This window comes from Haloferula helveola (assembly GCF_037076345.1).
GTDB lineage: Bacteria > Verrucomicrobiota > Verrucomicrobiia > Verrucomicrobiales > Akkermansiaceae > Haloferula > Haloferula helveola.
On record NZ_AP024702.1, the window covers coordinates 4,260,592 to 4,281,026 of the forward strand.

The window sequence follows — 20,435 nt, forward strand, 5'->3', positions numbered from 1 at the left end:
AACCGGCTTGCGAAGGAAAAGTTGCGCGATTTCCGGAAATCACACGCCCCGGCGGTCGCCCCACAGCCGGACGTGGAGACGGTCCGAGAACCTCCACCCGCGGGCGACGCAGGCCTCGGCGAGTTCGGCGGCGTGGCGGTCGAGCTCGGCGCCGGTCCGGCCCTCGGGCATCAGCAAGATCCGCTCGGGCCGGATCCGGAAGCGCTCGGCGAGTTCGTCGATTTCCCGCAGATCGTCGGGGCTGGCGGCGACGAACTTGAACCACGCCTTGGGGCTGGCGGCGAAATATTCAAGGGCTCCGGGGACGAGCCGGAGCGAGGGATCCATGCCGGAATTGGCGAGTTTCGGGGAAACGTTGAACTGGTCGACCGCTTCCGCGAAGGCATCGGACGGGATCCGGGTGCCGTTGGTCTCGACTTCGAACGCCCATGCTTCGGAGCCGTCGCGGAGCAGACCGATGAGTTCCAGCCAGCCACTTTCCTGCAAGAGCGGTTCGCCGCCGGTCAGAACGACGCGTCGGGGCGGGAGCGGACGGACGACGTCGGCGATCGCTTCAGGGGAGATCTCGATCGTGACGTCCTCCTTGCGGTGCTTGGCGTAGCCCGGACGGGTGTCGAAGTCGTGCTTCCAAGGAGTTCCTTCAAAGTTCCAAGTGTAATCGGTGTCGCACCAGCGGCAGTGAAGGTTGCAGCGGGAGGCGCGGATGAATGTCGCGGGCAGGCCAGCCGACACGCCCTCGCCTTGGAGGGTGTGGAAAATCTCGGGGCCGTCGTTGAGTTTCGCGAGCTTCATCGGGGCGAGGCCAATGAACCGCCAAGACGCCGAGGTCGCCAAGGATGGAGTTTCGGGTGCTGTAGGCGGACCGCGCGGCTCCGACCGCGCCCCGGAGCATTGGCGGGGAGATCCGTGGGGCGGGTTGTAACCGGTGATGAGGGGTCAGTGGCCGGTGGTCGGTTTGTAGGTATCGGCTATTCGGGTGATCCATGGGCTTAGGCTCCGGGGCGCGACTGGGGTCGCGCGGTCCTTTGTTGGAACTTGGAACTTGGAACTTGGAACTTCGGGCTGAAGCTCGGGGCATGAGCATCATCACGGGACGGGGAGATTCGGGGGAGACCGACCTGCTGTTCGGAAAGCGTGCACCGAAAACCGGGCTGCGGGTCGAGGCGCTCGGGGCGGTGGACGAATTGAATTCGGCCCTCGGTTTGGCTCGTGCCGCTGGACTGGCGCCGGGGCTGGAGGAAGTCGTCGACGCGGTGCAGGGGAAGCTGGTCGGCCTGATGGGGCAACTCGCGTGTCTGCCCGAAGATGAAGCGCTCTACGAAGAAAAGGGGTTTGCCAAGGTGACCGATGCCGACGTGGCATGGCTGGAGCAACGGGCGAAGGAATACGAGAGCCGTGGCGTGCGGTTCGAAGGATGGGCCCGTCCCGGAGTCGAGCATTCGGTGGCGAGGGCCGGCTTGGATGTGGCGCGGTCGGTGGCGCGTCGGGCCGAGCGGCGGGTTTGGGAGCTCCACGAAAGCGAAGGACCGCTGCCGGAATCGGTGCGGCTCTACTTCAACCGGCTCTCGGATTTACTGTGGATTCTCGCCCGGTTGGACGGCTGAAGACCGGGCTTTGAGGTAGACCCAGGTCGCGCCCCAGCCGCCGGATCCTTCACCGGCGGGAAACTGGAAGGACTCGACCTCGGGCATCCGCCGTAGCAGGGCGTGCACCCCTTCGCGGAGGGTCCCCGTGCCCTTGCCGTGGATCACCCGGACCGACCGGATGCCCTCGCGACGGCATTCCGCCAGATACTCCGGGATCAGCTCACCGATTTCCGACGGCCGGAAGGTGTGAAGGTCGAGTTCGGGCGTGATCGGCACTTGGTGGGGTTCTTCGTCCACACCGGGAAATTCCCGCAATTCCGCGGGGAAAGATACCATTTTTCGCTTTCCAAAGCTCCGGGGCCACCTTAGTCATCCGCCCTCCGGTAACGGTGGCCGTAGCTCAGTTGGTAGAGCCCCGGATTGTGATTCCGGTTGTCGCGGGTTCGAGTCCCGTCGGTCACCCCACCTTTTCCATCGGAAAGCATCGGGCTTTCGGGCGGAAGGGGCGGAAGTCCCGACAAAGTCATGGAAAGTCTCGAGAGCCGACTCGATTACAAGTTTCGCAATTCGCTTCTCCTTGCCGAGGCGATGACCCACCCGAGTCTGGCGTATGAGTCCCAGCGCCCGCACTTCGACAACCAGCGGCTGGAATTCCTCGGTGACGCGGTCTTGCAGCTGATCCTGACCGAAGACCTCTTCAAGATGTTCCCCGACTTTCCCGAGGGGAAACTCACCAAGCTGCGCTCGCGGCTGGTATCCCGTCGGGCACTCGCGCGCTTCGCGCTGACGATCGATCTCGGAAGCTACGTGCTTCTCGGAAAAGGCGAGGAGGCCACAGGTGGTCGGCGTCGTGTGTCGACGCTGGCCGACGCCTTCGAGGCGCTGATTGGCGCGGTCTATTTGGACTCGGGCTACGAGCCGTGCCGCGAGTTGGTGTTGCGTCTCTTCCAGAAGGAAATCGAGGCACTCGCCGGAAGCCCGGAAGAGCGCAATCCGAAGGGCGAACTGCAAGAGTCGCTGCAGGCGATCCAGCCGGAGCCTCCGGTCTACGAGATCCTTAGTGAAACCGGGCCGGACCACCGCAAGGTGTTCCTCGCCCAGGTGTCATGGTGCGACCTCGTACTCGCCGTCGGACGCGGCAAGAGCAAGAAGGAAGCCGAGGCCCGTGCCGCGCTCGAGGCGCTGAGGACGCGGGTTTGGGAGGATCCGTCCGCGGCCAAGTCCGAGCAGACGGAATCTCCGGAAGAAGCATCCTGAGCGAAGCTCAGGCGCGCATCTTCGAGTAGGCGCGAAGGTAGCCGACGCACTGCGCGATCTCGGGCTGGTTGGTCGCCCAGTTGTGCTCGTACTCGATCGAAACGTTGCCGGCGAAGCCGTGTTTGCGGACCTCGTCGAGGATCGCGATGTTGTCGATGATTCCGGTTCCGAACGGCCGGTCGTGGGTCCACTCCTCGATGGAAGCGCGTTCCTTCATGTGGAAGGCATGGACCCGCGGACCGACTTTCTTGATCACCTCGAGCGGGTCGAGTCCGGTGGTCGCCCAGTGGCCGATGTCGGCGCAGAAGCCGATGTTCTCGTGGCGGTCCTTGATCGTCTCGAGGATGTAGTCAGGATTCCACATCTTGTAGTTCGGCTTCTTCGGGTGATTGTGGAAGCAGACCTTGAGATCGTATTCCTTGGCGAGCTTCTCCAGCGTGTCGAGCGAGGCGATCTCTTCCGTGGTCACGCCATACAGGCCGAGTGCCTTGGCGAACTCGAAGGTCAGGCGGGCTTTTGCCTCGTCCTTCGGAATACCGGTGACTCCGAAGTTCACCGGGACAATTCCGTGCTTTTCGCATTGGGCGAGGATCGCCGGCGCCTGTTCGGCGACCTTGGCGGGGTCGACCTTGGCGTCGCCCAGTTCACCGCCGATCTTCTGACCGGGGAAAACCTCGACACCTCCGGCACCGGCCGCGGCGGCCATTTCGATGGCCTCGAACAGGGTGAACTGTCGGAACGACCAGCACTGGACCGAGATCGTGAATCCGGCGGAGGTCAGGGCGCCATCCGTGATCGGCTTCCCGCTGGAGCGGAGGGCGAGCAGGGCGGAGGCGGCGGGAACCATGGTGAAAAGAGAACGGCGTTTCATGGGGTGAGTGGAGGCTATGAAGTTGAGACGCCATGTGACCAGCCCGTCTTTCCGGCACTTCTCAGGAATCTGGAGTGCGGTGGCAGAGGGAGCCTGCGACCGTGGACACCGCTTTTGACGGTGAAGCGGAACAAGAGGGCGACGATTGCCGCTCAGGTGGCTCGAAAGCGGTGTCGCCACCCCTGCCGGGGTTCTGCCACCGCACTCCAAATGAAGAGCGGTGGAGCCGCCGTCAGGCGAGGATGTCCTTGACGATCCGGGCCGGCTTCACGCCGGTCAGCCGCTGATCGAGCCCTTGGAACGGGAAAGCGAGGCGTTTGTGCTCGAAGCCGACCAACTGCAGCAAGGTGGCGTGGAAGTCGCGGATGTGCACCGGGTCGCTGGCGGCCAGATAGCCCATGTCGTCGGTCTCGCCGTAGGTCATGCCCGGCTTCACACCGGCGCCCGCCATCCACAGGGTGAAGGCATTCGGGTTGTGGTCGCGGCCGACGAACGCGTTCCGTTCTCCGCCGCCGCGGTTTTCCTGCATCGGGGTGCGGCCGAACTCGCCACCCCAGACCACGAGGGTGTCATCGAGCATGCCGCGCTGGTCGAGGTCGGTGAGCAGGGCGGAGATCGGCTTGTCGATCGAGTCGCACTTGCTCTTGAAGCCGTGGTTGATGGCCTCGTTCTTGTTCGATCCGTGCGAGTCCCAACCCCAGTCGAAGAGCTGGATGAAACGGACGCCGTTTTCGGCAAGCCTTCGGGCGAGCAGGCAGTTGTTGGCGAACGACTCCTTGCCCGGCTGCGTGCCGTACATCTCGTGGATGTGCGCAGGTTCGTCGTCGATGGTCATGACTTCCGGAACCGAGACCTGCATGCGGAAGGCCATTTCGTACTGTGCGATCCGGGTGACGGTTTCGGGGTCGTTGAAGTCGGCGTGGGTCTGCTCGTTGAGCGTCTTGAGCGAATCGAGCGCCGCGCGACGGATCTCCCGATTGACGCCTTGAGGATTGGCGGCGTTGAGCACGGGGTCGCCGGCGGAGCGGCATTGCACGCCTTGATAGACCGAAGGCAGGAAGCCGCTGCCCCAAAGCGACGCGCCGACCCGCGGCAGGCGGCCGCCGGAGATCAGGACCATGAAGCCGGGAAGGTTCTGGTTCTCGGTGCCGAGACCCCACGTGACCCACGAGCCCATCGACGGGTAGCCGAGGTTCTGGTTGCCGGTGTGGACGAGCAGCTGGGCCGGGCCGTGGTTGAACTGGTCCGTCTGCATCGTCTTGATGAAGCACATCTTGTCGGCGTGTTTCGCAAGCTCCGGCAGCCGGTCCGAAATCCATGCGCCGGACTGCCCGTGTTGTTTGAACTCGAACTGCGGTCCGAGCATCTTCGGCACCCCTTGGATGAAGGCGAATCGCTGGCCTTCGAGGTATTCCTGCGGGCAATCCTTGCCGTCGTATTTCTGCAGCTGCGGCTTGTAGTCGAAGAGCTCGAGTTGGCTCGGTGCGCCGACCATGTGCAGGTAAATCACGCGCTTCACCTTCGGCGGAAGGGTCGGTGAGAGGGATGCCAGCGGGTTGGACGGATCGTGGTCGATCTTCAGGATGCCGGAGCCGGAAGCGATGCCTTGCGAAGCCAGCCACATGCCGCCGAGGCCGGTCGTGCAGTCACGCAGGAAATGCCGGCGCGTGACGTGGCGGAGCTGTTCGGTCTGGAGATGCTGAAAAAGATTCATCGGGTGAGGGCTTCGTCGAGGTTGAGCATGACCGAGGCGACAATCGTGAATGCGGCGCCGTCGGGTGTGCCGGCCATGCCCTTCATGAGCTTCGGGTCGGCAGCGTATTTCGCTTCGAGTTCGTGGTAGAGGCGGACGAGTTCCTTCAGGCGTTCGGGCGATGCCTTGCGGGATGTCGCTGCGCGGTAGCCGAAGGCGAGCCGGTCTTCGAGGTCTCCGTCGGCATCGTATTTCATCCGGCGGGCGAGACCTTTCGCGCACTCCTCGAAAGCGGGATCGTTGAGGATCGCGAGCGCCTGGAGGGGGGTGTTGGAAACGATGCGGCGCTTGGAGCAGGTCTCTCGGGTCGGCGCGTCGAAGGTGACGAAAGTCGGGTAGGGGATACTGCGTTTCCAGTAGGTGTAGACGGAACGCCGGTAGCGGTCAGCGTCGCCTTCCTGCGGGGTTTTCCACGGGTCGCTGGAGAAGGGTTTCCAGACGCCGTCGGGGATCGGCGGATGGACGGGTGGGCCGCCGAGCTTGTCGCTCAGGAATCCGGCGACGGCGAGCGAGTGGTCGCGAACCATCTCGGCGGTGAGCCGCTGCCGAGGCCCGCGGGCGAGCAGTTGGTTGGACGGGTCGCGCTCTTCCAGTTCCGGGCGCACCACGGCCGATTGCCGGTAGGTGGCGCTGGTCGCGATCTCGCGCAGGAGGCGTTTCACGCTCCATTCCATGTCGGTGCTGAAGCTGACTGCGAGGGTGTCGAGGAGCTCGGGATGGGTCGGTCTTTCGCCGGCGGAGCCGAAGTCCTCAGGAGTCGGCACGATGCCGGTGCCGAAGAGCTCGAGCCAGAAGCGGTTGACCGCAACCCGGGCCGTCAGCGGGTTCTCCGGCGAGGCGATCCAGCGGGCCATCCGCAGGCGTGCCGGCTCGTCGGTATCCGGAAGCGGTGGGAAAACCTCCGGGGTGCCGGGTTGGACAAGGTCTCCCTTTTCGAGCCAGTTGCCGCGTTCGAAGATTCGCGTTTCGCGGGCGAACGCGGGGTCGCGTTCCTTCATGATCGGAACGGAGGTCGACGGCAGCTGCTTCAGCTTCGCCCGGGCGTCGGCGATCTGCTTGCGGTAGAGCAAGCCCGCTTCCGAATCGCGGTCGGTGATCCACACCGGTTGGTCGGTCAGGTAGAGGCGCCCGCGCTTCGATACCATCGGGAAACTGGCGAGGATCGACGGGCCGTTGTCGAGGATCGCGCGGAGTTTGGATCCGGCGCCGAGCTTCAGCGGTGCCTCGAGCACGATCGTGCAGTGGCGGGGGCCGAAAGTCTTCGAGTAGGTGCCCCAGCCGCGATTGCTTCCCTTGAGCGAACCATTGGGATCGAAGAACGGATGCGGCTCGTCGGCGATGATCTCGGCGAGCGGAACGGCGGTCGCCTGACCGTCCGGACCGACGACCTGCAGCGTGAACTTTTTCAGGATCGCACCCCACTCGGCCGAATGGGCGGCTTTCACGAGGTCCAGGGGAAGGAACTCGAGACGCACTGCGGTGAGCTGGGCCAGATCCGTCGGTACGGCAATATCGAGCTGGTAGCTGGCGCCGGCCGCGACGTTCGAGTCGGCCCGGTATTCGCTGATGCCGTTTTCCTCGACGATGCTCAGGGTTGCTTTCGTACCGACAGCCTTGGTGATCTTCGCAGGCTTCCAGTCGGAGCGTTCATCGATCTTCAGGTGCCGTTGGTGAAGCTTTTCCTGGGCTTCCTCGATCTGGTTCTGGAACTCGTTTGCCGCGGCATAGTGGGTCTTGTCATTGGGCACGGTCAGCTTTGGAAACTCCTCGCTCAGGTCGGCGTCGGCCGTTTGGTTGAAGAAAGCCGTGAAGTGGTAGAACTCCTCGTGGCGGACCGGGTCGTAGGGGTGGCTGTGGCATTGCACGCAGCCCATGGTCACGCCCTGCCAGACTTCCCAGGTCGTGTTGACCCGGTCGATCACGGCCGCGACGCGGAACTCCTCGTCGTCGGTTCCGCCCTCGTCGTTCGACTGGCTGAGACGGTGAAATGCCGTGGCGAGTTTCTGCTCCAGCGTTGCGTTCGGGATCAGGTCGCCGGCGAGCTGGTCGATCGTGAACCGGTCGAAGGGAAGGTCGCGGTTGAAGGCGTTGACCAGCCAGTCGCGATATTTCCAAACGTCCCGACGACCGTCGACGCCGAGGCCTTCGGAGTCGGCGTAGCGCGCCAGATCCATCCACACGCTGGTCCATCGCTCGCCGAAGGCAGGGGAGGCGAGCAGGCGGTCGATCTGCTTCTCGTAAGCGTCGGGTGATTCGTCGGCGAGGAACGCGTCGAGTTCCGCGACGGTCGGTGGCAGGCCGGTCAGGTCGAGCGAAGCACGACGCAGGAGCAAGGCACGGTCTGCTTCGGGCGACGGCTTCAGGCCTTCCGCCTCGATACGCGCCAGCACGAACCGGTCAAGATCACGGATCGGCCAATCGGCTTGCTTGACTTCGGGGAGGCCGTGTTTCTCGGGCGCGACGAATGCCCAATGCTCGCCCCACTCGGCGCCTTCCTTGATCCACTGGCGGATCGTTTCGGTTTCCTCCTTCGACAGCGGCGGTCCGTGCTCCGGCTTCGGCATCACCTCATCCGGATCGGTGGAAAGGATGCGCACCATCATCTCGGACGCGTCCGGGTCACCCGGCACGATCACCGGCTTGCCCGACTCGCCTTTGCCGAGGGCCCGCTCGCGGTAGATGAAGGATACCTCGCCGGCGTCCTTCACGCCGCCATGGCAGGCGGTGCAGTTGGCGTTGAGGATCGGACGGACTTCTTTGGCGAAGTCCACCTTGGCGTGCGCCGTGGTGGCGATCAGGGCGATGAGTGGGAGTCGGGTCATTCGGCGAAAATTCGGATCTCGTTGAGCCCGCCGCCTTGGCAGGGGTGATTGGCGGCGCGCTTCGGATGGCGGTAGTGGGAAAGGACGACCACCTTCACATAGCGCAGCTCGGAGATCGGGAAAGTGAAGTCGTGGAAGGGCAGGGACTCGCCGTAGAGCGACGGATCGGTGCGGGGGAGGGTGCCTTCGACAAGCGGCTCGAAGTGCTTGTTGTCGAGCGAACCGAGGATCTCGAAGCGCCCGATGCCGCGGTCGTCGATCGAGCGGTTGGTGGTGTTCTGCAGTGACACGCGGGAGATGCTTGTCGTGTCGATCAGGTCGACGGTGAACTCACCGCTTTCCCCATCGGGGGCGAGCCAGAACGACCAGTCGCCGGGTACCCCGGAGTCGTCGAGGCGGCCGTCGGTGAGGTTGTCCGGCGGGAAAACCGATCCGTGCGGACGGGTGCAGTAACCCGGGCTCATGACCGGCTTGCCAAGGGCGAGGTTGGCGGTGTCGGACTCGGACACGGAAGGTTGCGAATGAAGGGAATTCGCCAGCCGGATCGGCGACTCGTCGAGCGACTCGATCATGGCGCCGTCGCGCACCAGGCCGCGGCTCTCGCCACCCTTGAGCCGGAGTTCCGACTCCTGGCCGGTGAGGACGTCGATCTCCCCTTTGAAGACTTCGGTCAATACGACCGGGTTGGTGCCGTCGCTGCCCACCGCGACGCCGAACTCGGTACCACGGTCGATGAAGTTGCCGCCGGGAGTGTCGATCCGGAATCCTTCTGCGCCCTCCGGAGCGTGCACCGATGCGCGGCCGTGAAGCACGGTCAGGGCTTCCTTTGATTCTAGATTGAAACGGCAGGGGCCCTCGAGCACCACGCGGGCGCCACTCGGGTAGCCGAGCTCGATGCGTCCGGCGAGGAGTTCGACGGGCTCGTTGGCTCTCAGACGACCGGTCGTCAGTTCCCGAGCTCCGTCCGGCCACGTGGCTTGACCGACTTTCAACACTTCGGCTTTCGGGCGGATCTGTTCGACGGCAATCCAGTCGACGACCGCAATCAGCATCGCCACCGCCGCCACCGCGGCGAGCGTCCGCCACGGGAAGCGGATGATCTTGCGAGGCTCCGGATGAGGGTCGGCAAAAGACGGCAGCTCCGAGCTTGCGTGACGCATCAGCGCGGCGTGCACGGCGCTCGTTCGGCGATACCGCTCGCGGGCCTCGGGCGAGTCGAGAAGCTGGGCATCCAGTTCCTCGCGGCTGGCGTCATCGAGTGTGCCGTCGAGCAGGCATTGCAGCAGTTCGTCGAGTCGGTCCGTCTTCATCCGGCTTGGGCGAGTTTGCGTTCGATGCAGGTCTCCAGCGCCTTGCGGATGCGCAGGAGGACCAGCGACAGGGCGGTCGGTGTCTGGGAACGGTCGGCGGCCATCTCCTGAACCGACGCCCCCGGTTGGTAGCGGGCGAGGATCAGGTCGCGCTGCTTGTGGGAAAGTTCACCCAGGCAGCGCTCGAGCGCGTCGTCGAGGTCGGGCGCGGAGGTGCTCGGGTGCTCGGCCGCGAGCAGATCGACGAGTTCGTCGCTGAACACGTGTCGGTCCCGCGCCGAGTCGCGCCGCGCCGCCTTCACCTGATAGAGCGCGATGGTCAGCGCCCACGGCAGGAATGGCTGTGCGGGATCGTATTCGGCGGCCTTGCGCCACAGCACGAGGTTGGTTTCCTGCGCCACGTCGTCGGCCAGCATGCGGTCAGGCAGCAGCGAGTGGATGTAGCGATGGATCTCCGGCTGGTGTCGCGCGATCAGCGACACCATGCGTTCCTCGGGGTTGGCCGGATTTTCGTGCATGCCACCCGTTTTACCGGGAATGGCCCGGATCTTTCGCGAAAAATCCGGAGAACTCCCGATTCGTCCGTCAGCGGAGTAGGAAATCGGCCAGTTCTGGCGTAGTTTGCCGCCGATGAAGCCAGCTCTGCTCTCCCTCGTTCTCGTCTCGTCCGCCTTTGCCGCCGAGCCGCCGCCGGTCCTGCCGATCGGCTCGCCGGCTCCGGATTTCACCCTGCCCGGAATCGACGGCAAGGATCACTCGCTCAGCGACTTCAAGGACTCGAAAGTGCTTTGCCTCATCTTCACCTGCAACCATTGCCCGGACGCCGTCGCCGCCCGTGGCCGGATGCAGGAGATCCACGAGGACTACGCGGACAAGGGCGTCGCGATGGTCGCGATCAACGGCAACAACCCGATCGGCCTGCGCCCTGACGAGCTCGGCTACTCGCCCTACGGGGATTCGTTCGAGGAGATGAAGCCCTTCGCCGAGGAGTCGGGCTGGACCTTCCCCTACCTCTACGATGGCGAAACGCAGTCGGTGACGCAGGCCTACGGCGGGCAGTCGACGCCGCACGTGTTCGTCTTCGGTCCCGATCGCAAGCTGCGCTACACCGGACGCATGGATGACGCTGGCCGTTCCTCGGGCCCGGTCGAGAAGAGCTATCTGCGCGACGCCTTGGATGCGGTCCTTGCCGACAAGGAAGTCGCCACTCCGAAGACGCGTTCGTTCGGCTGCTCGACCAAGTGGCTGTGGAAAAAGGATGCCGTCGCCAAGGATCAGGAGGCTTGGGAGAAGCGCGAGGTGGTGCTCGAGCCGATGGATGTCGAGCTGGCCAAGAAGGTAAAGGCCAACGATGCCGGTGTCGTCCGCCTGATCAACTTCTGGTCGACCACCTGTGCGCCGTGCATGGCGGAGTTTCCCGATCTCGTCGAAACCTACCGCCGCTTCCAGAACCGGCCGTTCGACATGGTGACGATCAGCCTTGATCCGGAAGCAGCCGCGAAGAAGGCCGAGGGCTTTCTGAAGAAGCAGCACGCCGCCGTTTCACCGCGCAGCATGGACGGCCTGAAAAAGGAGGGTCGCACGACGATCAACTACCGCTTCTCGGGTGAGAACCCCGACTTGCTTGCCGAGGCGATCGATCCGGAATGGAGCGGCGCGCAGCCGCACTCGGTGATCCTCTCGCCGAAAGGCGAAATCGTCTGGCGCCACACCGGCCGGGTCGAGCCGGTCGAGCTTCGCCGTCAGGTGCTGAAGGCGATCAATGATGCCGAGGGCGAGTGAGCGGGTTCACTTCAGCGGTATACCCGCCTCGGTGATTTTCGCCTGCAGTGGTTTCACGTCGACCTCCTGAACGGCGATTCCGGACTTCGCCGCCATCGCGGCGGCGATGCCCGAGACTTCACCGAGGTGCATCCAGGTCGGCTCCAAGCGGATCGCGGCGAATGCGACGTTGCTGGCCGAGACACAGACCGGTACGAGCAGGTTACTGCACTCGGCGGCCTTGGGGGTCAGGGCCCGGTAGGGAATGTCGAAGCGCATCCCTTCCTGCCACATCCTTCCTTCATTGATGAAGTGACCGTCGTCGGTCGCGTAGCGGGTCACGTGGTGGGAGTCGATGAAGTGCGACCCGATGTGGATGACATCCTCCTTCGATCGCTCCTCGGTAATGTCCGACAGCGTGAGCACATACTCGCCCTTCATCCGGCGCGCGGCGCGAATGTAGAGATACCACGGCCAGTGACCGTTGTCCTTCCACTCGTTGGCGCACAGACCGTAGGGCTCCATTTCCTTGCGAATGGACGCCGGCACCCGTTTGTCCGTTTTCAGGAACCACAGCATGCCGTGGGTGTAGTCGCGATAAAGTTGGTGGATCCGTTCGCGCTCTTCGAATGACGCTTCGGCCCACGGAGTTTGGGCGCCGGGGATGCTCATCGAGACGATCGAGAACTGGCGGTTGTTGCACTCGCGGATGCGGGTCCTGGGGATGCCGTAGATGCCGATGATCTCGCCGAGTCGTGTCAGTTGGCCGGCTTCGATGCAGCGTGCGAGCAACTCGTGCTGGCTCGCGTCGTAACTGGGCGGCCTGGTGATCGGCACCCGTTGTTCCGGGTCGGTCGTCAGGTTGAGCCGGATGTTGTAGCAGATCGGATGCTCGCTTGCGGAGAACTCGGCGGGCGGTTTGCCGGGCATCACCCCGAACAGGAGTTCGCCGTTCTCGTCGTAGGGCGACACCTTGATCGGTTCGTCCATATAGCGGACTCCGGCAAGCGACTCGCCGTATGTGTCGCGCGCCTCGCGACCGACGGTATAGGAGACCTTCGCTTTGGCCATCAGGTCGCCTTCGTAGGTCGCATCGACGAAGATCTTGGCCTCATAGCTTTCACCACCTCTCACGGCGAGCGAGACGAGGGTGGAGTTCTTCATCTCCACGCCCTCGATGAGTTGGCCGTATTTCACCGGGACCTCGGCATCGGCGAGCATTTCCAGGAAGACCTGTTCCGCCACGTGCGACAGCCAGACCCGCGGGCCTTTCTTCCGCTTGTCGGTGCCGGTGCCGCTGCGCCTCGCGGCCTCGGTGGTGAATCGCACGCACAGGCCGCCGAAGGTTTCCGGGGCCATGTGTTCGCCTTCGTCGCGGTTCAGCCCGCTGGTGCTCAGCCCGCCGACATGCTTCGTCTGTTCGAGGAGCACCACGGAAGCCCCCTCACGTGCGGCGGCGATCGCCGTGGTGATGCCGCCCGGCGTTCCGCCGTAGACGACCACGTCGTAGGTCTCCGACCGGGCGCTGCTACTGAAGAGGGTGGCGATGATGAGGGTTGCGAAGAAGCGGGATGGCATGGGGTGGCTTGTAGTAAATCTTCTACCGGACTGGGACTGTGAAGCACCCAGGGAGAATCGAAGAGTCCCGAAGGGACGTCGGCAATTAGCCACGGGGTTCACCCCGTGGAATGACGTGCAGCCCGATTTTCAAGCTCCGGAGGAGCGTAGGCGGAGTCCGAGCAAGCGGTTTGTCCCGCATCGCCTTCGCCCCTACGGGGCTCCAATGTTTCCGCCTCGACGGAACCACGGGGTGAACCCCGTGGCTAATTGCCGACGCCCCTTCGGCGCTGAAGATGCCTGACCCATGGCAAACTGGTGCGAGGTGCCGGGCTCCGGTCACTCGTGTCCGTCCAAATGCTCACCGAGGAGGTCGCGGGCGAAGTCGTTCTCGGTGTCGCGCCACACGGCGTGCATGTGGTTGGCGTTGTTCTGAACGTTGCAGCCTTCCATCAGGAAGGTCGGTCCCTGGACACGGTAATAGTAGGCCTCGCGCGGCTTGGTGGAGCCGGCCCAGCCGAAGCGGATCTTGTCCATGCCCGCCTTCTTGATCTTCGCCATGTCCGCCTCGGCCAGATCGGCGCGGTAGCGGCCGGTGTATTGGGAGATGAGTTCGAACAGCGCCTCCTGCTGGGCCTCGGTCATCTCGGATGCCAGCACGCCGACCGGTTCGAGTTGTTTCGCCACCCGTTCTTCGCCGGTCAGGATTTCCTTCGGTGGATTCTCGCTGAAGAGGACGTCTTTCTTGCCGGACTCCAACAGCGTGAGGGCAAGAGCGCGGGCAAGGTCCTCCTCGGCGGCGAGCGGGCGCATGCCCTTCAGTTCGCCTTCGCGGATCTCGCCAGGGTTGGTGCCCATGAACGACGGTGTGACTGAAAATCCCTTGTCGCCGACCAGTGTAACGTTGACCGAAAGATGGTGCCCTTCGAAGCGGATCGCCCAGCCGTCCTTGTCGCCGGGCGTGCCGAAGATCGCGACGAAGTATTTCTCCGGGTCGCGGCGTTGCGGGTTGTTCTCGAGCTTCGCCAGCACGCTCTCGAGCGAGATGATCTGGGCCGCCTGCATTGCGCCGCGTTCGCTGAGAATCTCGTTGGCCAGAGCAACCGCGGCGTTCTTCTGCGCCTCGTTCATGTCCTTCAGCGGCAGTCCCTTGCGGTCGCGCGGCGTGTAGTGCCAGTTCTCGCGTTCCTCGGAGTCGAAGGGGAAGGTCGCGCGTTCCTGTTTTTTGTCGTCGAGGCTGGCGAGGAATGCGTTCGCAGCCGTTTGCAAGGCAAGCGGTGCGGGTAACTCCTCGGCAGCGATCGGGAGGGCCAGGAACAGGGCGGGGAGGAGGGATTTCATGGTGGTCATTCTTTGAGTCGGAGACGCAGGATTCGGTCTTTGGAGGTGAGGAAAAGCCAGCGGCCGTCGTTGCCAAAGCCGACATTGGCGGTGGCCCGGCCGCAGAGCACGCGTCCGAGCAGTTTGCCTTCCTTGCTGATGATGAGCAGTCCGCCCGGGCCGGTGGAGAAGACGGTGCCGTCGGGGCCGACTTTCAAGCCGTCCGGAGCGCCGGGGCCGTCGAGGGGTTTGCAGTCGAAGAACACCTCACCGGGCCCGACCGTGCCGTCGTCCTTCATCGGGTAGGCCGTGATGATCGGACGGGGCCCGTGCGACTGGGCGACGTAGAGCGTTTTCTCGTCCGGCGAGAGCGCGATGCCGTTCGGGCGGTCGAGCGAGCGGTCGAGCAAGGTCACCTCGCCGTCGGGCGTGACGCGGAACACGCCGCAGAAATCGAGTTCCGGCTTGGCGTCCTTCGGCAGGCCGTAGGGCGGATCGGTGAAGTAGATCGCGCCGCTGCTGTGGATGGCGAGGTCGTTGGGCGAGTTGAAGCGCTTGCCTTCGTATTGGTCGGCGATGGTCATCTTGCCGCCGTCCTCGGTCAGCACGGCGACGCGTCGGTCGCCGTGTTCGCAGAGCACAAGTTGTCCCTTGGCATCGAGCGCGAGCCCGTTTGAGCCTGGCTCGCGGCGGTTGCTGACCGGTCCGGTGAAACCCGACGGTTTCATCCAGACCTCGGCCTCGGTCATGCCCTCCTTCCACGTGTAGATCGTGTTGCGCGGGACGTCGGAGAAGAGCAACCGCTTCTCTTCCGGCAGCCAGACAGGGCCTTCCGCCCACTGGAAGCCCGTGCAGAGGGTTTCGATTTCGGTGTCAGGCGGAATGATCGCGTCGAGGGCCGGGTCGAGACGTTCGATGGTCTCGGCTGCCGGGGCGAGCGCGACCAGAGAGGTGGCGAGGACAATGAGCTTTGGGGATGAAATCATGGTTGGGCAGGCTGGCACCGGCATCGCCGGGGTTCCAGCGGTGAATCCGGCATGACCCGGAGGGCTACGTCGGGATGGAATATGCTTGATCATCGAATGGCCGGGCGACTCGATCAGGCATGATCGAACGGTTGATGACAGGCGCGCGGGCAAGGGCCGGATTGGCGGTGGCACTCGGGGCGATGGTTGTCGCGTCCTGCGGGACCTATTCCGAGCTTCGCGAACCGGCATCCTCAGGTTCGGGTTCGGGAATGAGCGGCGCGTCCTTCGGGCCGAAGCCGGAACCGGTCGCCAAGCCGCCGGCTGAGAAACCGGTGGAAGTCGCCGAAGCTCCCAAGCCTGAGCCGAAGCCCGCTGAACCTGAGAAGCCTGCCCCGGCTCCGGCGCCCGCGCCTAAGCCGGCCAAGCCCGAGAAAAAGGAGCTGACGATCGCCGATCTCGACCTTCGTGGTGACTGGCCGACCGCCGAAACGATGGGCGAGGGCTTCGTGAAGAGCCCCTACGACGGCAAGAAGATCAACGTGAAGGGCGTGACGAGCGGCAGCTTGGTGGCGGACCCGAGGTATGGCTTGGAAGAGCGGAAGTACTTCCTCGTTCCCTGATCGGGCCCCACAAGCTGTGGCAATAAACGTCCCGCCGGGACGCGACGAGAGGGAGTGTCGTTCCCTCCCGATGGCATGAGGCCGGAAGTTCCGGACGGCGGGCCGCGTAGAGGATCGTCTCATGAACTCCCCAATCTCCCGTTCTTCCGGTCTGACGCTCGCTCTCGGATTCCTGCTGGTGGCTCCGTCGAGCGTCTCCGCGGCCGAGAAGCTGAAGGCGCTGATCATGGACGGTCAGAACAACCACGCGGTCTGGCCGAAATCGACGATCATGATGCGGCAGTATCTGCAGGACTCCGGACTGTTCGAGGTGGAGATCGCCCGCACCGCCTCGATCTGGAAGTGGGAGCGGGAGGAGTCGTTCCTTCCACTGGCCGGTGTCGGTGAATCGGAGAAGGCGAAGAAGCCCGAGCCCGATCCGGATTTCGCGCCGGACTTCGGCAAATACGACGTGGTGGTGAGCAACTTCGGCTTCAATGCCGCGAACTGGCCGGAGGCGACGAAGAGAGCATTCGAAAAGTACATGGCGGAAGGCGGCGGACTGGTGTCGGTCCACGCCGCCAACAACAGCTGGGGCGACTGGCCGGAGTACAACAAGATGATCGGCCTCGGTGGCTGGGGCGGACGGAACGAGAAGTCCGGGCCATACGTTTACTATGACGCCGACGGGAAGGTCGTCCGTGACGATTCACCGGGTCGCTGCGGCACGCATGGTCCGCAGAGCGAGTTCCTGATCACAATGCGCAACACCGAGCACCCGATCACCAAGGGATTGCCCGATTTCTGGACCCACACGAAGGATGAGTGCTACTCGATGCTGCGCGGACCCGGAGAGGATATGACCATTCTCGCTACCGCCGCCGATACTCCGAAGCTGAAGGAAGCGGGTCGCAACGAGCCGATGCTGATGGTGCTCGACTACCACAAGGGCCGGGTTTTCCACACCACTCTGGGGCACGATACGGCGGCGTTCGAGGGTGTCGGCTTCATCGTGACCTTCCTCCGCGGAGCCGAATGGGCGGCCACGGGCAAGGTGACCCAGGAGATCCCCGAAGACTTTCCCTCCAAAGGCGAAGCGACCTCGCGCCCGTTCGAGCTGAAGAAAGCCGAGTAGCAGGGGCGGGCCGATTCAGGCCTGAAGCGCCTCGATCTCCTTGCGCGCGATCTTGATGAAAACGTCATCGAGGTCGCGGCCGGCGAACTTCTTCGTGATCTCATCGGCCGTCCCCTCGGCGAGGATTTTGCCCTCGTGAAGGAAAAGGATGCGGTCGCAGACCTCCTCGATGTCCCGCATGTTGTGGGAGGTGTAGAGGATCGCCGGATGACGCTCGCGCTGGATCCGGCGGACGAGCTTGCGGACCTTGTCGGCGATGTCCGGATCCAGCGAGGCCGTCGGTTCATCGAGCAGCAGGAGCTGCGGGTTGTTGAGCAGGGCCTTGGCCAGATTGACCCGGGTCGACTCGCCGGCCGAAAGCCGGCCGGTGATCTTGTCGGCCAAGTGGGTGATCTCGAGCACCTCGAGCAGCTCGGCCACCTTCTCCTTGCCCTTCTTCACCCGGTAGAGACTGGCGAAGACCTCAAGGTTGTGGTGGACCTTCAGGTTTCCCGGCAGCGTCGCATAGGTGGTGCAGAAATTCGTCCGCTCGAGAATCTCGATCCGGTGCTTGGTGATATCGAGTCCGAAGGCCCGGATGCTGCCGCCGCTCGGGGTGATCAACCCGAGGATCATGTTCATCAGGGTCGTCTTGCCGGCCCCGTTGACGCCCAGCAGGCCGACGGTTTCCCCGGCCTCGACCGCCAGCGAGACGCCCTTGACTGCGACAAAATTGCCGAATCGCTTCTCAACGGCGTCGATTTCAAGCAGCGGGCGGTCCATGGCTGCGGAAGCATCAGGGCTGCGGTGGGAAGTGCAAGCCGCGAGGAACGAAGCGGATTCGGGGGAATTTCCCCGAGTCCGGGGTTGCCAAATCGCCACGGTCCGCTAGCAATTCGCCGCTCCGCGACTTGGTCGCCTGACAATCAATCACAACTGACGCGATGACGGACCTCAGCAAATACAGAAACATCGGCATTTTCGCCCACGTCGATGCCGGTAAGACCACCACCACCGAGCGGATTCTGAAGCTCACCGGGAAGATTCACAAGCTGGGTGAAGTGCACGACGGCGCAGCGACCACCGACTTCATGGAGCAGGAGCAGGAGCGCGGCATTACCATTCAGTCTGCCGCCACCACCTGCTTCTGGCCTGGTAAGGACCAGCAGTGGGCGAAGGAGCCTTTCCGCTTCAACATCATCGATACCCCCGGTCACGTTGACTTCACCGTGGAGGTTTACCGTTCGCTGAAGGTTCTCGACGGTGGCGTGGGTGTGTTCTGCGGATCTGGCGGTGTGGAGCCCCAGTCGGAAACGAACTGGCGCTACGCCAACGAGTCGGAAGTCGCCCGGATCATCTACGTCAACAAGCTCGACCGTATCGGCGCCGACTTCTACCGCGTGGTCGATCAGGTCAAGAACGTGCTTGGCGCCAAGCCGCTCGTCATGGTCCTGCCGATCGGCACCGAGAGCGACTTCGTCGGAGTCGTCGATCTCCTCGAGGAGAAGGCCTACTACTGGGATGACTCCGGTCTCCCGGAAAACTACGAGATCAAGGACATCCCGGACGATCTCAAGGACAAGGCCGCCCAGTACCGCGCCGAGCTCATCGAGACCGCGGTCGAGCAGGACGACGACGTGATGGAGCAGTATCTCGAAGGCAACGAGCCCGACGTCGCGACCATCAAGAAGTGCATCCGCAAGGGCACGATCAACCTTTCCTTCTTCCCGACCTACTGCGGTTCCGCTTTCAAGAACAAGGGTGTGCAGAACCTGCTCGACGCCGTGGTCGACTACCTCCCGAGCCCGACCGAGGTCGAGCCGCAGCCCGAGGTGGACGAGGAAGGCAACGAGACCGGCAACTTCGCCACCGTCGATCCGAACGGCCCGCTGCGCGCGCTGGCATTCAAGATCATGGACGACCGCTTCGGCGCCCTGACCTTCACCCGCATTTACTCGGGTAAGATCAACAAGGGTGACACGATCCTCAACAGCTTCACCGGCAAGACCGAACGGGTCGGCCGGATGGTCGAAATGCACGCCAACGACCGGAACGAGATCGATTCCTGCCAGGCGGGCGATATCATCGCGATCGTCGGTCTCAAGAACGTCCAGACCGGTCACACGCTGTGCGACGAGAAGAACCCGGCCACCCTTGAGCCGATGGTTTTCCCGGATCCGGTCATCTCGATGGCCGTTTCGGCCAAGGACAAGGCCAACGCCGAGAAGATGAGTGTCGCGATCGGCAAGATGGTGGCGGAGGATCCGTCGTTCCGTGTCGAGTCCGACGAGGAAACCGGCGAGACCATCCTCAAGGGGATGGGCGAGCTTCACCTCGACATCAAGGTCGACATCCTCAAGCGGACCCACAAGGTCGAGGTCGAGGTCGGTGCCCCGCAGGTCGCCTACCGCGAAACCATCACCAAGCCGGTTTCCGACAGCTACACCCACAAGAAGCAGTCGGGTGGTTCGGGTCAGTTCGCGAAGATCGATTACACGATCGAGCCTCTTCAGCCCGGTGACGGCTTCGTCTTCGAGTCGTCGGTTGTCGGCGGCAACGTGCCGAAGGAATACATCCCGGCTGTTGAAAAGGGCTTCAAGAATTCGATCGAGAAGGGCCCGCTTGCCGGTTACCCCTGCCTCGACTTCAAGGTGACGCTGACCGACGGCGGCTTCCACGCCGTCGACTCCTCGGCCGTCGCTTTCGAAATCGCCTCCAAGGCAGCCTACCGCCAGACCATGCCGAAGGCCGGTCCGCAGATCCTCGAGCCGATCATGAAGCTCGACGTGTTCATTCCCGAGGAAAAGGTCGGCGACGTGATCGGCGACCTCAACCGCCGCCGGGGTATGATCCAAGGCCAGGAGCCGACGCCGACCGGCGTGCGCGTCAAGGCAGAGGCTCCGCTGAGCGAGATGTTCGGTTACATCGGTGACCTCCGCACCATGACCTCCGGTCGCGGCCAGTTCTCGATGGAGTTCAGTCACTACGCGGCCTGCCCGAAGAACATCGCCGACGACGTCATCGCCGCTGCCAAGAAGCGCGAGGAAGAGCGTCAGAAGAAGTAAGCGGCGCTCCGCAAGGATTCACGAAACCCGCTGTCCGAAAGGGCAGCGGGTTTTTTCGTTCAGCGGTGGAACCGTTCGATTCCGTAGGCGTCCAGTTTGGAGTCGAGGGATAGTATGGGCAGTCCCCGGAGCTGCGCCTCCGCCACCAGCAGGCGGTCGAACGGATCTCGGTGATGGAGTGGCAGGCTGCCGGCTTTGCGAATAGCAGGCCATCCGATCGGCATAAGGCGAAAGCCGGCGCCCTCGAGAAGTTCGGGCAGGTCGAGACGATCCGCGTAGGCGACCCGAAGCTTGCCGAGGCCGCTCTTGATGGAGATTTCCCAGAGACTCGCGAGCGAAATGAACGAGTTGCGCCCGGGGTCCTCGATCCAGTCCGAAAGACGGCGCGACAGTCTCGGGTCATCCTGCAGGAACAGGACCAAGACATTCGTGTCGATCAGGTGGTCCATGAA

Annotated in this window: 18 protein-coding genes and 1 tRNA gene; 7 read left to right on the forward strand and 12 right to left on the reverse strand. The window is 63.7% G+C overall.

Features of this window, described 5'->3' with window-relative positions; all coding sequences use genetic code 11:
- Nucleotides 1–39: 39 nt before the first annotated feature.
- On the reverse strand, nucleotides 40–792 hold the full coding sequence (locus HAHE_RS16030; RefSeq protein WP_338685813.1) for a 7-carboxy-7-deazaguanine synthase QueE: 753 nt from the start codon (nucleotides 790–792) through the stop codon (nucleotides 40–42).
- Between the two features lie 284 nt (nucleotides 793–1,076).
- On the opposite strand from HAHE_RS16030, the gene HAHE_RS16035 reads away from it, so the two are divergent.
- Nucleotides 1,077–1,604 (forward strand): cob(I)yrinic acid a,c-diamide adenosyltransferase, encoded by a 528-nt coding sequence (locus HAHE_RS16035; protein WP_338685814.1) that lies wholly within the window; start codon nucleotides 1,077–1,079, stop codon nucleotides 1,602–1,604.
- On the opposite strand, the gene HAHE_RS16040 is transcribed toward HAHE_RS16035, so the two are convergent.
- Nucleotides 1,572–1,922: a Smr/MutS family protein gene (locus HAHE_RS16040; protein ID WP_425510993.1), complete on the reverse strand. Its 351-nt coding sequence runs from the start codon at nucleotides 1,920–1,922 to the stop codon at nucleotides 1,572–1,574. The two genes, HAHE_RS16035 and HAHE_RS16040, sit on opposite strands and share 33 nt — an antisense overlap.
- 53 nt (nucleotides 1,923–1,975) lie before the next feature.
- Here HAHE_RS16040 and HAHE_RS16045 point away from each other — a divergent pair.
- Both HAHE_RS16045 and rnc read left to right on the forward strand, forming a co-directional pair.
- A tRNA-His gene (locus HAHE_RS16045) sits at nucleotides 1,976–2,051 on the forward strand.
- A gap of 60 nt (nucleotides 2,052–2,111) precedes the next feature.
- Nucleotides 2,112–2,843, forward strand: coding sequence for a ribonuclease III (gene rnc / locus HAHE_RS16050; protein WP_338685817.1), 732 nt, complete (start codon nucleotides 2,112–2,114; stop codon nucleotides 2,841–2,843).
- Nucleotides 2,844–2,850: 7 nt separating this feature from the next.
- Here the strand turns inward: rnc and HAHE_RS16055 are convergent, their stop codons facing one another.
- The 5 genes from HAHE_RS16055 to HAHE_RS16075 form a co-directional block, all read right to left on the reverse strand.
- On the reverse strand, nucleotides 2,851–3,714 hold the full coding sequence (locus HAHE_RS16055) for a sugar phosphate isomerase/epimerase family protein (RefSeq protein WP_338685819.1): 864 nt from the start codon (nucleotides 3,712–3,714) through the stop codon (nucleotides 2,851–2,853).
- Between the two features lie 232 nt (nucleotides 3,715–3,946).
- Entirely contained in the window at nucleotides 3,947–5,428 is a 1,482-nt protein-coding gene (locus HAHE_RS16060) for a DUF1501 domain-containing protein (protein WP_338685821.1), read from the reverse strand.
- Complete coding sequence (locus HAHE_RS16065; protein ID WP_338685823.1) at nucleotides 5,425–8,289, reverse strand: PSD1 and planctomycete cytochrome C domain-containing protein; 2,865 nt, start codon at nucleotides 8,287–8,289, stop codon at nucleotides 5,425–5,427. Before HAHE_RS16065 ends, HAHE_RS16060 begins: the two co-directional genes overlap by 4 nt.
- A complete protein-coding gene (locus tag HAHE_RS16070) occupies nucleotides 8,286–9,599 on the reverse strand; it encodes a discoidin domain-containing protein (RefSeq protein WP_338685825.1) in 1,314 nt (437 codons plus the stop codon). Before HAHE_RS16070 ends, HAHE_RS16065 begins: the two co-directional genes overlap by 4 nt.
- A complete protein-coding gene (locus HAHE_RS16075) occupies nucleotides 9,596–10,117 on the reverse strand; it encodes a sigma-70 family RNA polymerase sigma factor (RefSeq protein ID WP_338685827.1) in 522 nt (173 codons plus the stop codon). The genes HAHE_RS16070 and HAHE_RS16075 overlap by 4 nt, the downstream gene beginning before the upstream one ends.
- A 112-nt stretch (nucleotides 10,118–10,229) precedes the next feature.
- On the opposite strand from HAHE_RS16075, the gene HAHE_RS16080 reads away from it, so the two are divergent.
- Nucleotides 10,230–11,381, forward strand: a complete 1,152-nt coding sequence (locus HAHE_RS16080; RefSeq protein WP_338685828.1) for a redoxin domain-containing protein — start codon at nucleotides 10,230–10,232, stop codon at nucleotides 11,379–11,381.
- Nucleotides 11,382–11,387: 6 nt separating this feature from the next.
- Here HAHE_RS16080 and HAHE_RS16085 read toward each other — a convergent pair whose 3' ends face one another.
- From HAHE_RS16085 to HAHE_RS16095, 3 genes are all read right to left on the reverse strand, one after another.
- Entirely contained in the window at nucleotides 11,388–12,938 is a 1,551-nt protein-coding gene (locus HAHE_RS16085) for an FAD-dependent oxidoreductase (RefSeq protein WP_338685829.1), read from the reverse strand.
- A 318-nt stretch (nucleotides 12,939–13,256) separates the two neighbouring features.
- Complete coding sequence (locus HAHE_RS16090) at nucleotides 13,257–14,258, reverse strand: DUF3500 domain-containing protein (protein ID WP_338685831.1); 1,002 nt, start codon at nucleotides 14,256–14,258, stop codon at nucleotides 13,257–13,259.
- 5 nt (nucleotides 14,259–14,263) lie between these two features.
- On the reverse strand, nucleotides 14,264–15,223 hold the full coding sequence (locus HAHE_RS16095; RefSeq protein WP_338685832.1) for an SMP-30/gluconolactonase/LRE family protein: 960 nt from the start codon (nucleotides 15,221–15,223) through the stop codon (nucleotides 14,264–14,266).
- Between the two features lie 119 nt (nucleotides 15,224–15,342).
- Between HAHE_RS16095 and HAHE_RS16100 the strand changes: the two genes are divergently transcribed.
- The gene (locus tag HAHE_RS16100; RefSeq protein WP_338685833.1) at nucleotides 15,343–15,825 is read left to right on the forward strand and encodes a hypothetical protein; all 483 of its coding nucleotides are present in this window, start codon (nucleotides 15,343–15,345) and stop codon (nucleotides 15,823–15,825) included.
- Between the two features lie 121 nt (nucleotides 15,826–15,946).
- Entirely contained in the window at nucleotides 15,947–16,939 is a 993-nt protein-coding gene (locus HAHE_RS16105; protein ID WP_338685834.1) for a ThuA domain-containing protein, read from the forward strand.
- Nucleotides 16,940–16,954: 15 nt separating this feature from the next.
- On the opposite strand, the gene HAHE_RS16110 is transcribed toward HAHE_RS16105, so the two are convergent.
- On the reverse strand, nucleotides 16,955–17,701 hold the full coding sequence (locus HAHE_RS16110; protein WP_338685835.1) for an ABC transporter ATP-binding protein: 747 nt from the start codon (nucleotides 17,699–17,701) through the stop codon (nucleotides 16,955–16,957).
- Nucleotides 17,702–17,862: 161 nt separating this feature from the next.
- Between HAHE_RS16110 and fusA the strand changes: the two genes are divergently transcribed.
- Nucleotides 17,863–19,983, forward strand: coding sequence for an elongation factor G (gene fusA, locus HAHE_RS16115; RefSeq protein ID WP_338685836.1), 2,121 nt, complete (start codon nucleotides 17,863–17,865; stop codon nucleotides 19,981–19,983).
- Between the two features lie 59 nt (nucleotides 19,984–20,042).
- On the opposite strand, the gene HAHE_RS16120 is transcribed toward fusA, so the two are convergent.
- Nucleotides 20,043–20,432, reverse strand: coding sequence for a type II toxin-antitoxin system VapC family toxin (locus tag HAHE_RS16120; protein ID WP_338685838.1), 390 nt, complete (start codon nucleotides 20,430–20,432; stop codon nucleotides 20,043–20,045).
- Nucleotides 20,433–20,435: the final 3 nt, after the last annotated feature.

Coding starts and splice junctions, on each gene's coding strand:
- HAHE_RS16070 (WP_338685825.1), bottom strand. CDS start 9,599: ATGAAGACGGACCGACTCGACGAACTGCTGCAATGCCTGCTCGACGGC.
- HAHE_RS16055 (WP_338685819.1), bottom strand. CDS start 3,714: ATGAAACGCCGTTCTCTTTTCACCATGGTTCCCGCCGCCTCCGCCCTG.
- HAHE_RS16100 (WP_338685833.1), top strand. CDS start 15,343: ATGATCGAACGGTTGATGACAGGCGCGCGGGCAAGGGCCGGATTGGCG.
- HAHE_RS16110 (WP_338685835.1), bottom strand. CDS start 17,701: ATGGACCGCCCGCTGCTTGAAATCGACGCCGTTGAGAAGCGATTCGGC.
- HAHE_RS16035 (WP_338685814.1), top strand. CDS start 1,077: ATGAGCATCATCACGGGACGGGGAGATTCGGGGGAGACCGACCTGCTG.
- HAHE_RS16065 (WP_338685823.1), bottom strand. CDS start 8,289: ATGACCCGACTCCCACTCATCGCCCTGATCGCCACCACGGCGCACGCC.
- HAHE_RS16120 (WP_338685838.1), bottom strand. CDS start 20,432: ATGGACCACCTGATCGACACGAATGTCTTGGTCCTGTTCCTGCAGGAT.
- HAHE_RS16040 (WP_425510993.1), bottom strand. CDS start 1,922: ATGGTATCTTTCCCCGCGGAATTGCGGGAATTTCCCGGTGTGGACGAA.
- fusA (WP_338685836.1), top strand. CDS start 17,863: ATGACGGACCTCAGCAAATACAGAAACATCGGCATTTTCGCCCACGTC.
- HAHE_RS16090 (WP_338685831.1), bottom strand. CDS start 14,258: ATGAAATCCCTCCTCCCCGCCCTGTTCCTGGCCCTCCCGATCGCTGCC.
- HAHE_RS16030 (WP_338685813.1), bottom strand. CDS start 792: ATGAAGCTCGCGAAACTCAACGACGGCCCCGAGATTTTCCACACCCTC.
- HAHE_RS16060 (WP_338685821.1), bottom strand. CDS start 5,428: ATGAATCTTTTTCAGCATCTCCAGACCGAACAGCTCCGCCACGTCACG.
- HAHE_RS16095 (WP_338685832.1), bottom strand. CDS start 15,223: ATGATTTCATCCCCAAAGCTCATTGTCCTCGCCACCTCTCTGGTCGCG.
- HAHE_RS16075 (WP_338685827.1), bottom strand. CDS start 10,117: ATGCACGAAAATCCGGCCAACCCCGAGGAACGCATGGTGTCGCTGATC.
- HAHE_RS16105 (WP_338685834.1), top strand. CDS start 15,947: ATGAACTCCCCAATCTCCCGTTCTTCCGGTCTGACGCTCGCTCTCGGA.
- HAHE_RS16080 (WP_338685828.1), top strand. CDS start 10,230: ATGAAGCCAGCTCTGCTCTCCCTCGTTCTCGTCTCGTCCGCCTTTGCC.
- HAHE_RS16085 (WP_338685829.1), bottom strand. CDS start 12,938: ATGCCATCCCGCTTCTTCGCAACCCTCATCATCGCCACCCTCTTCAGT.
- rnc (WP_338685817.1), top strand. CDS start 2,112: ATGGAAAGTCTCGAGAGCCGACTCGATTACAAGTTTCGCAATTCGCTT.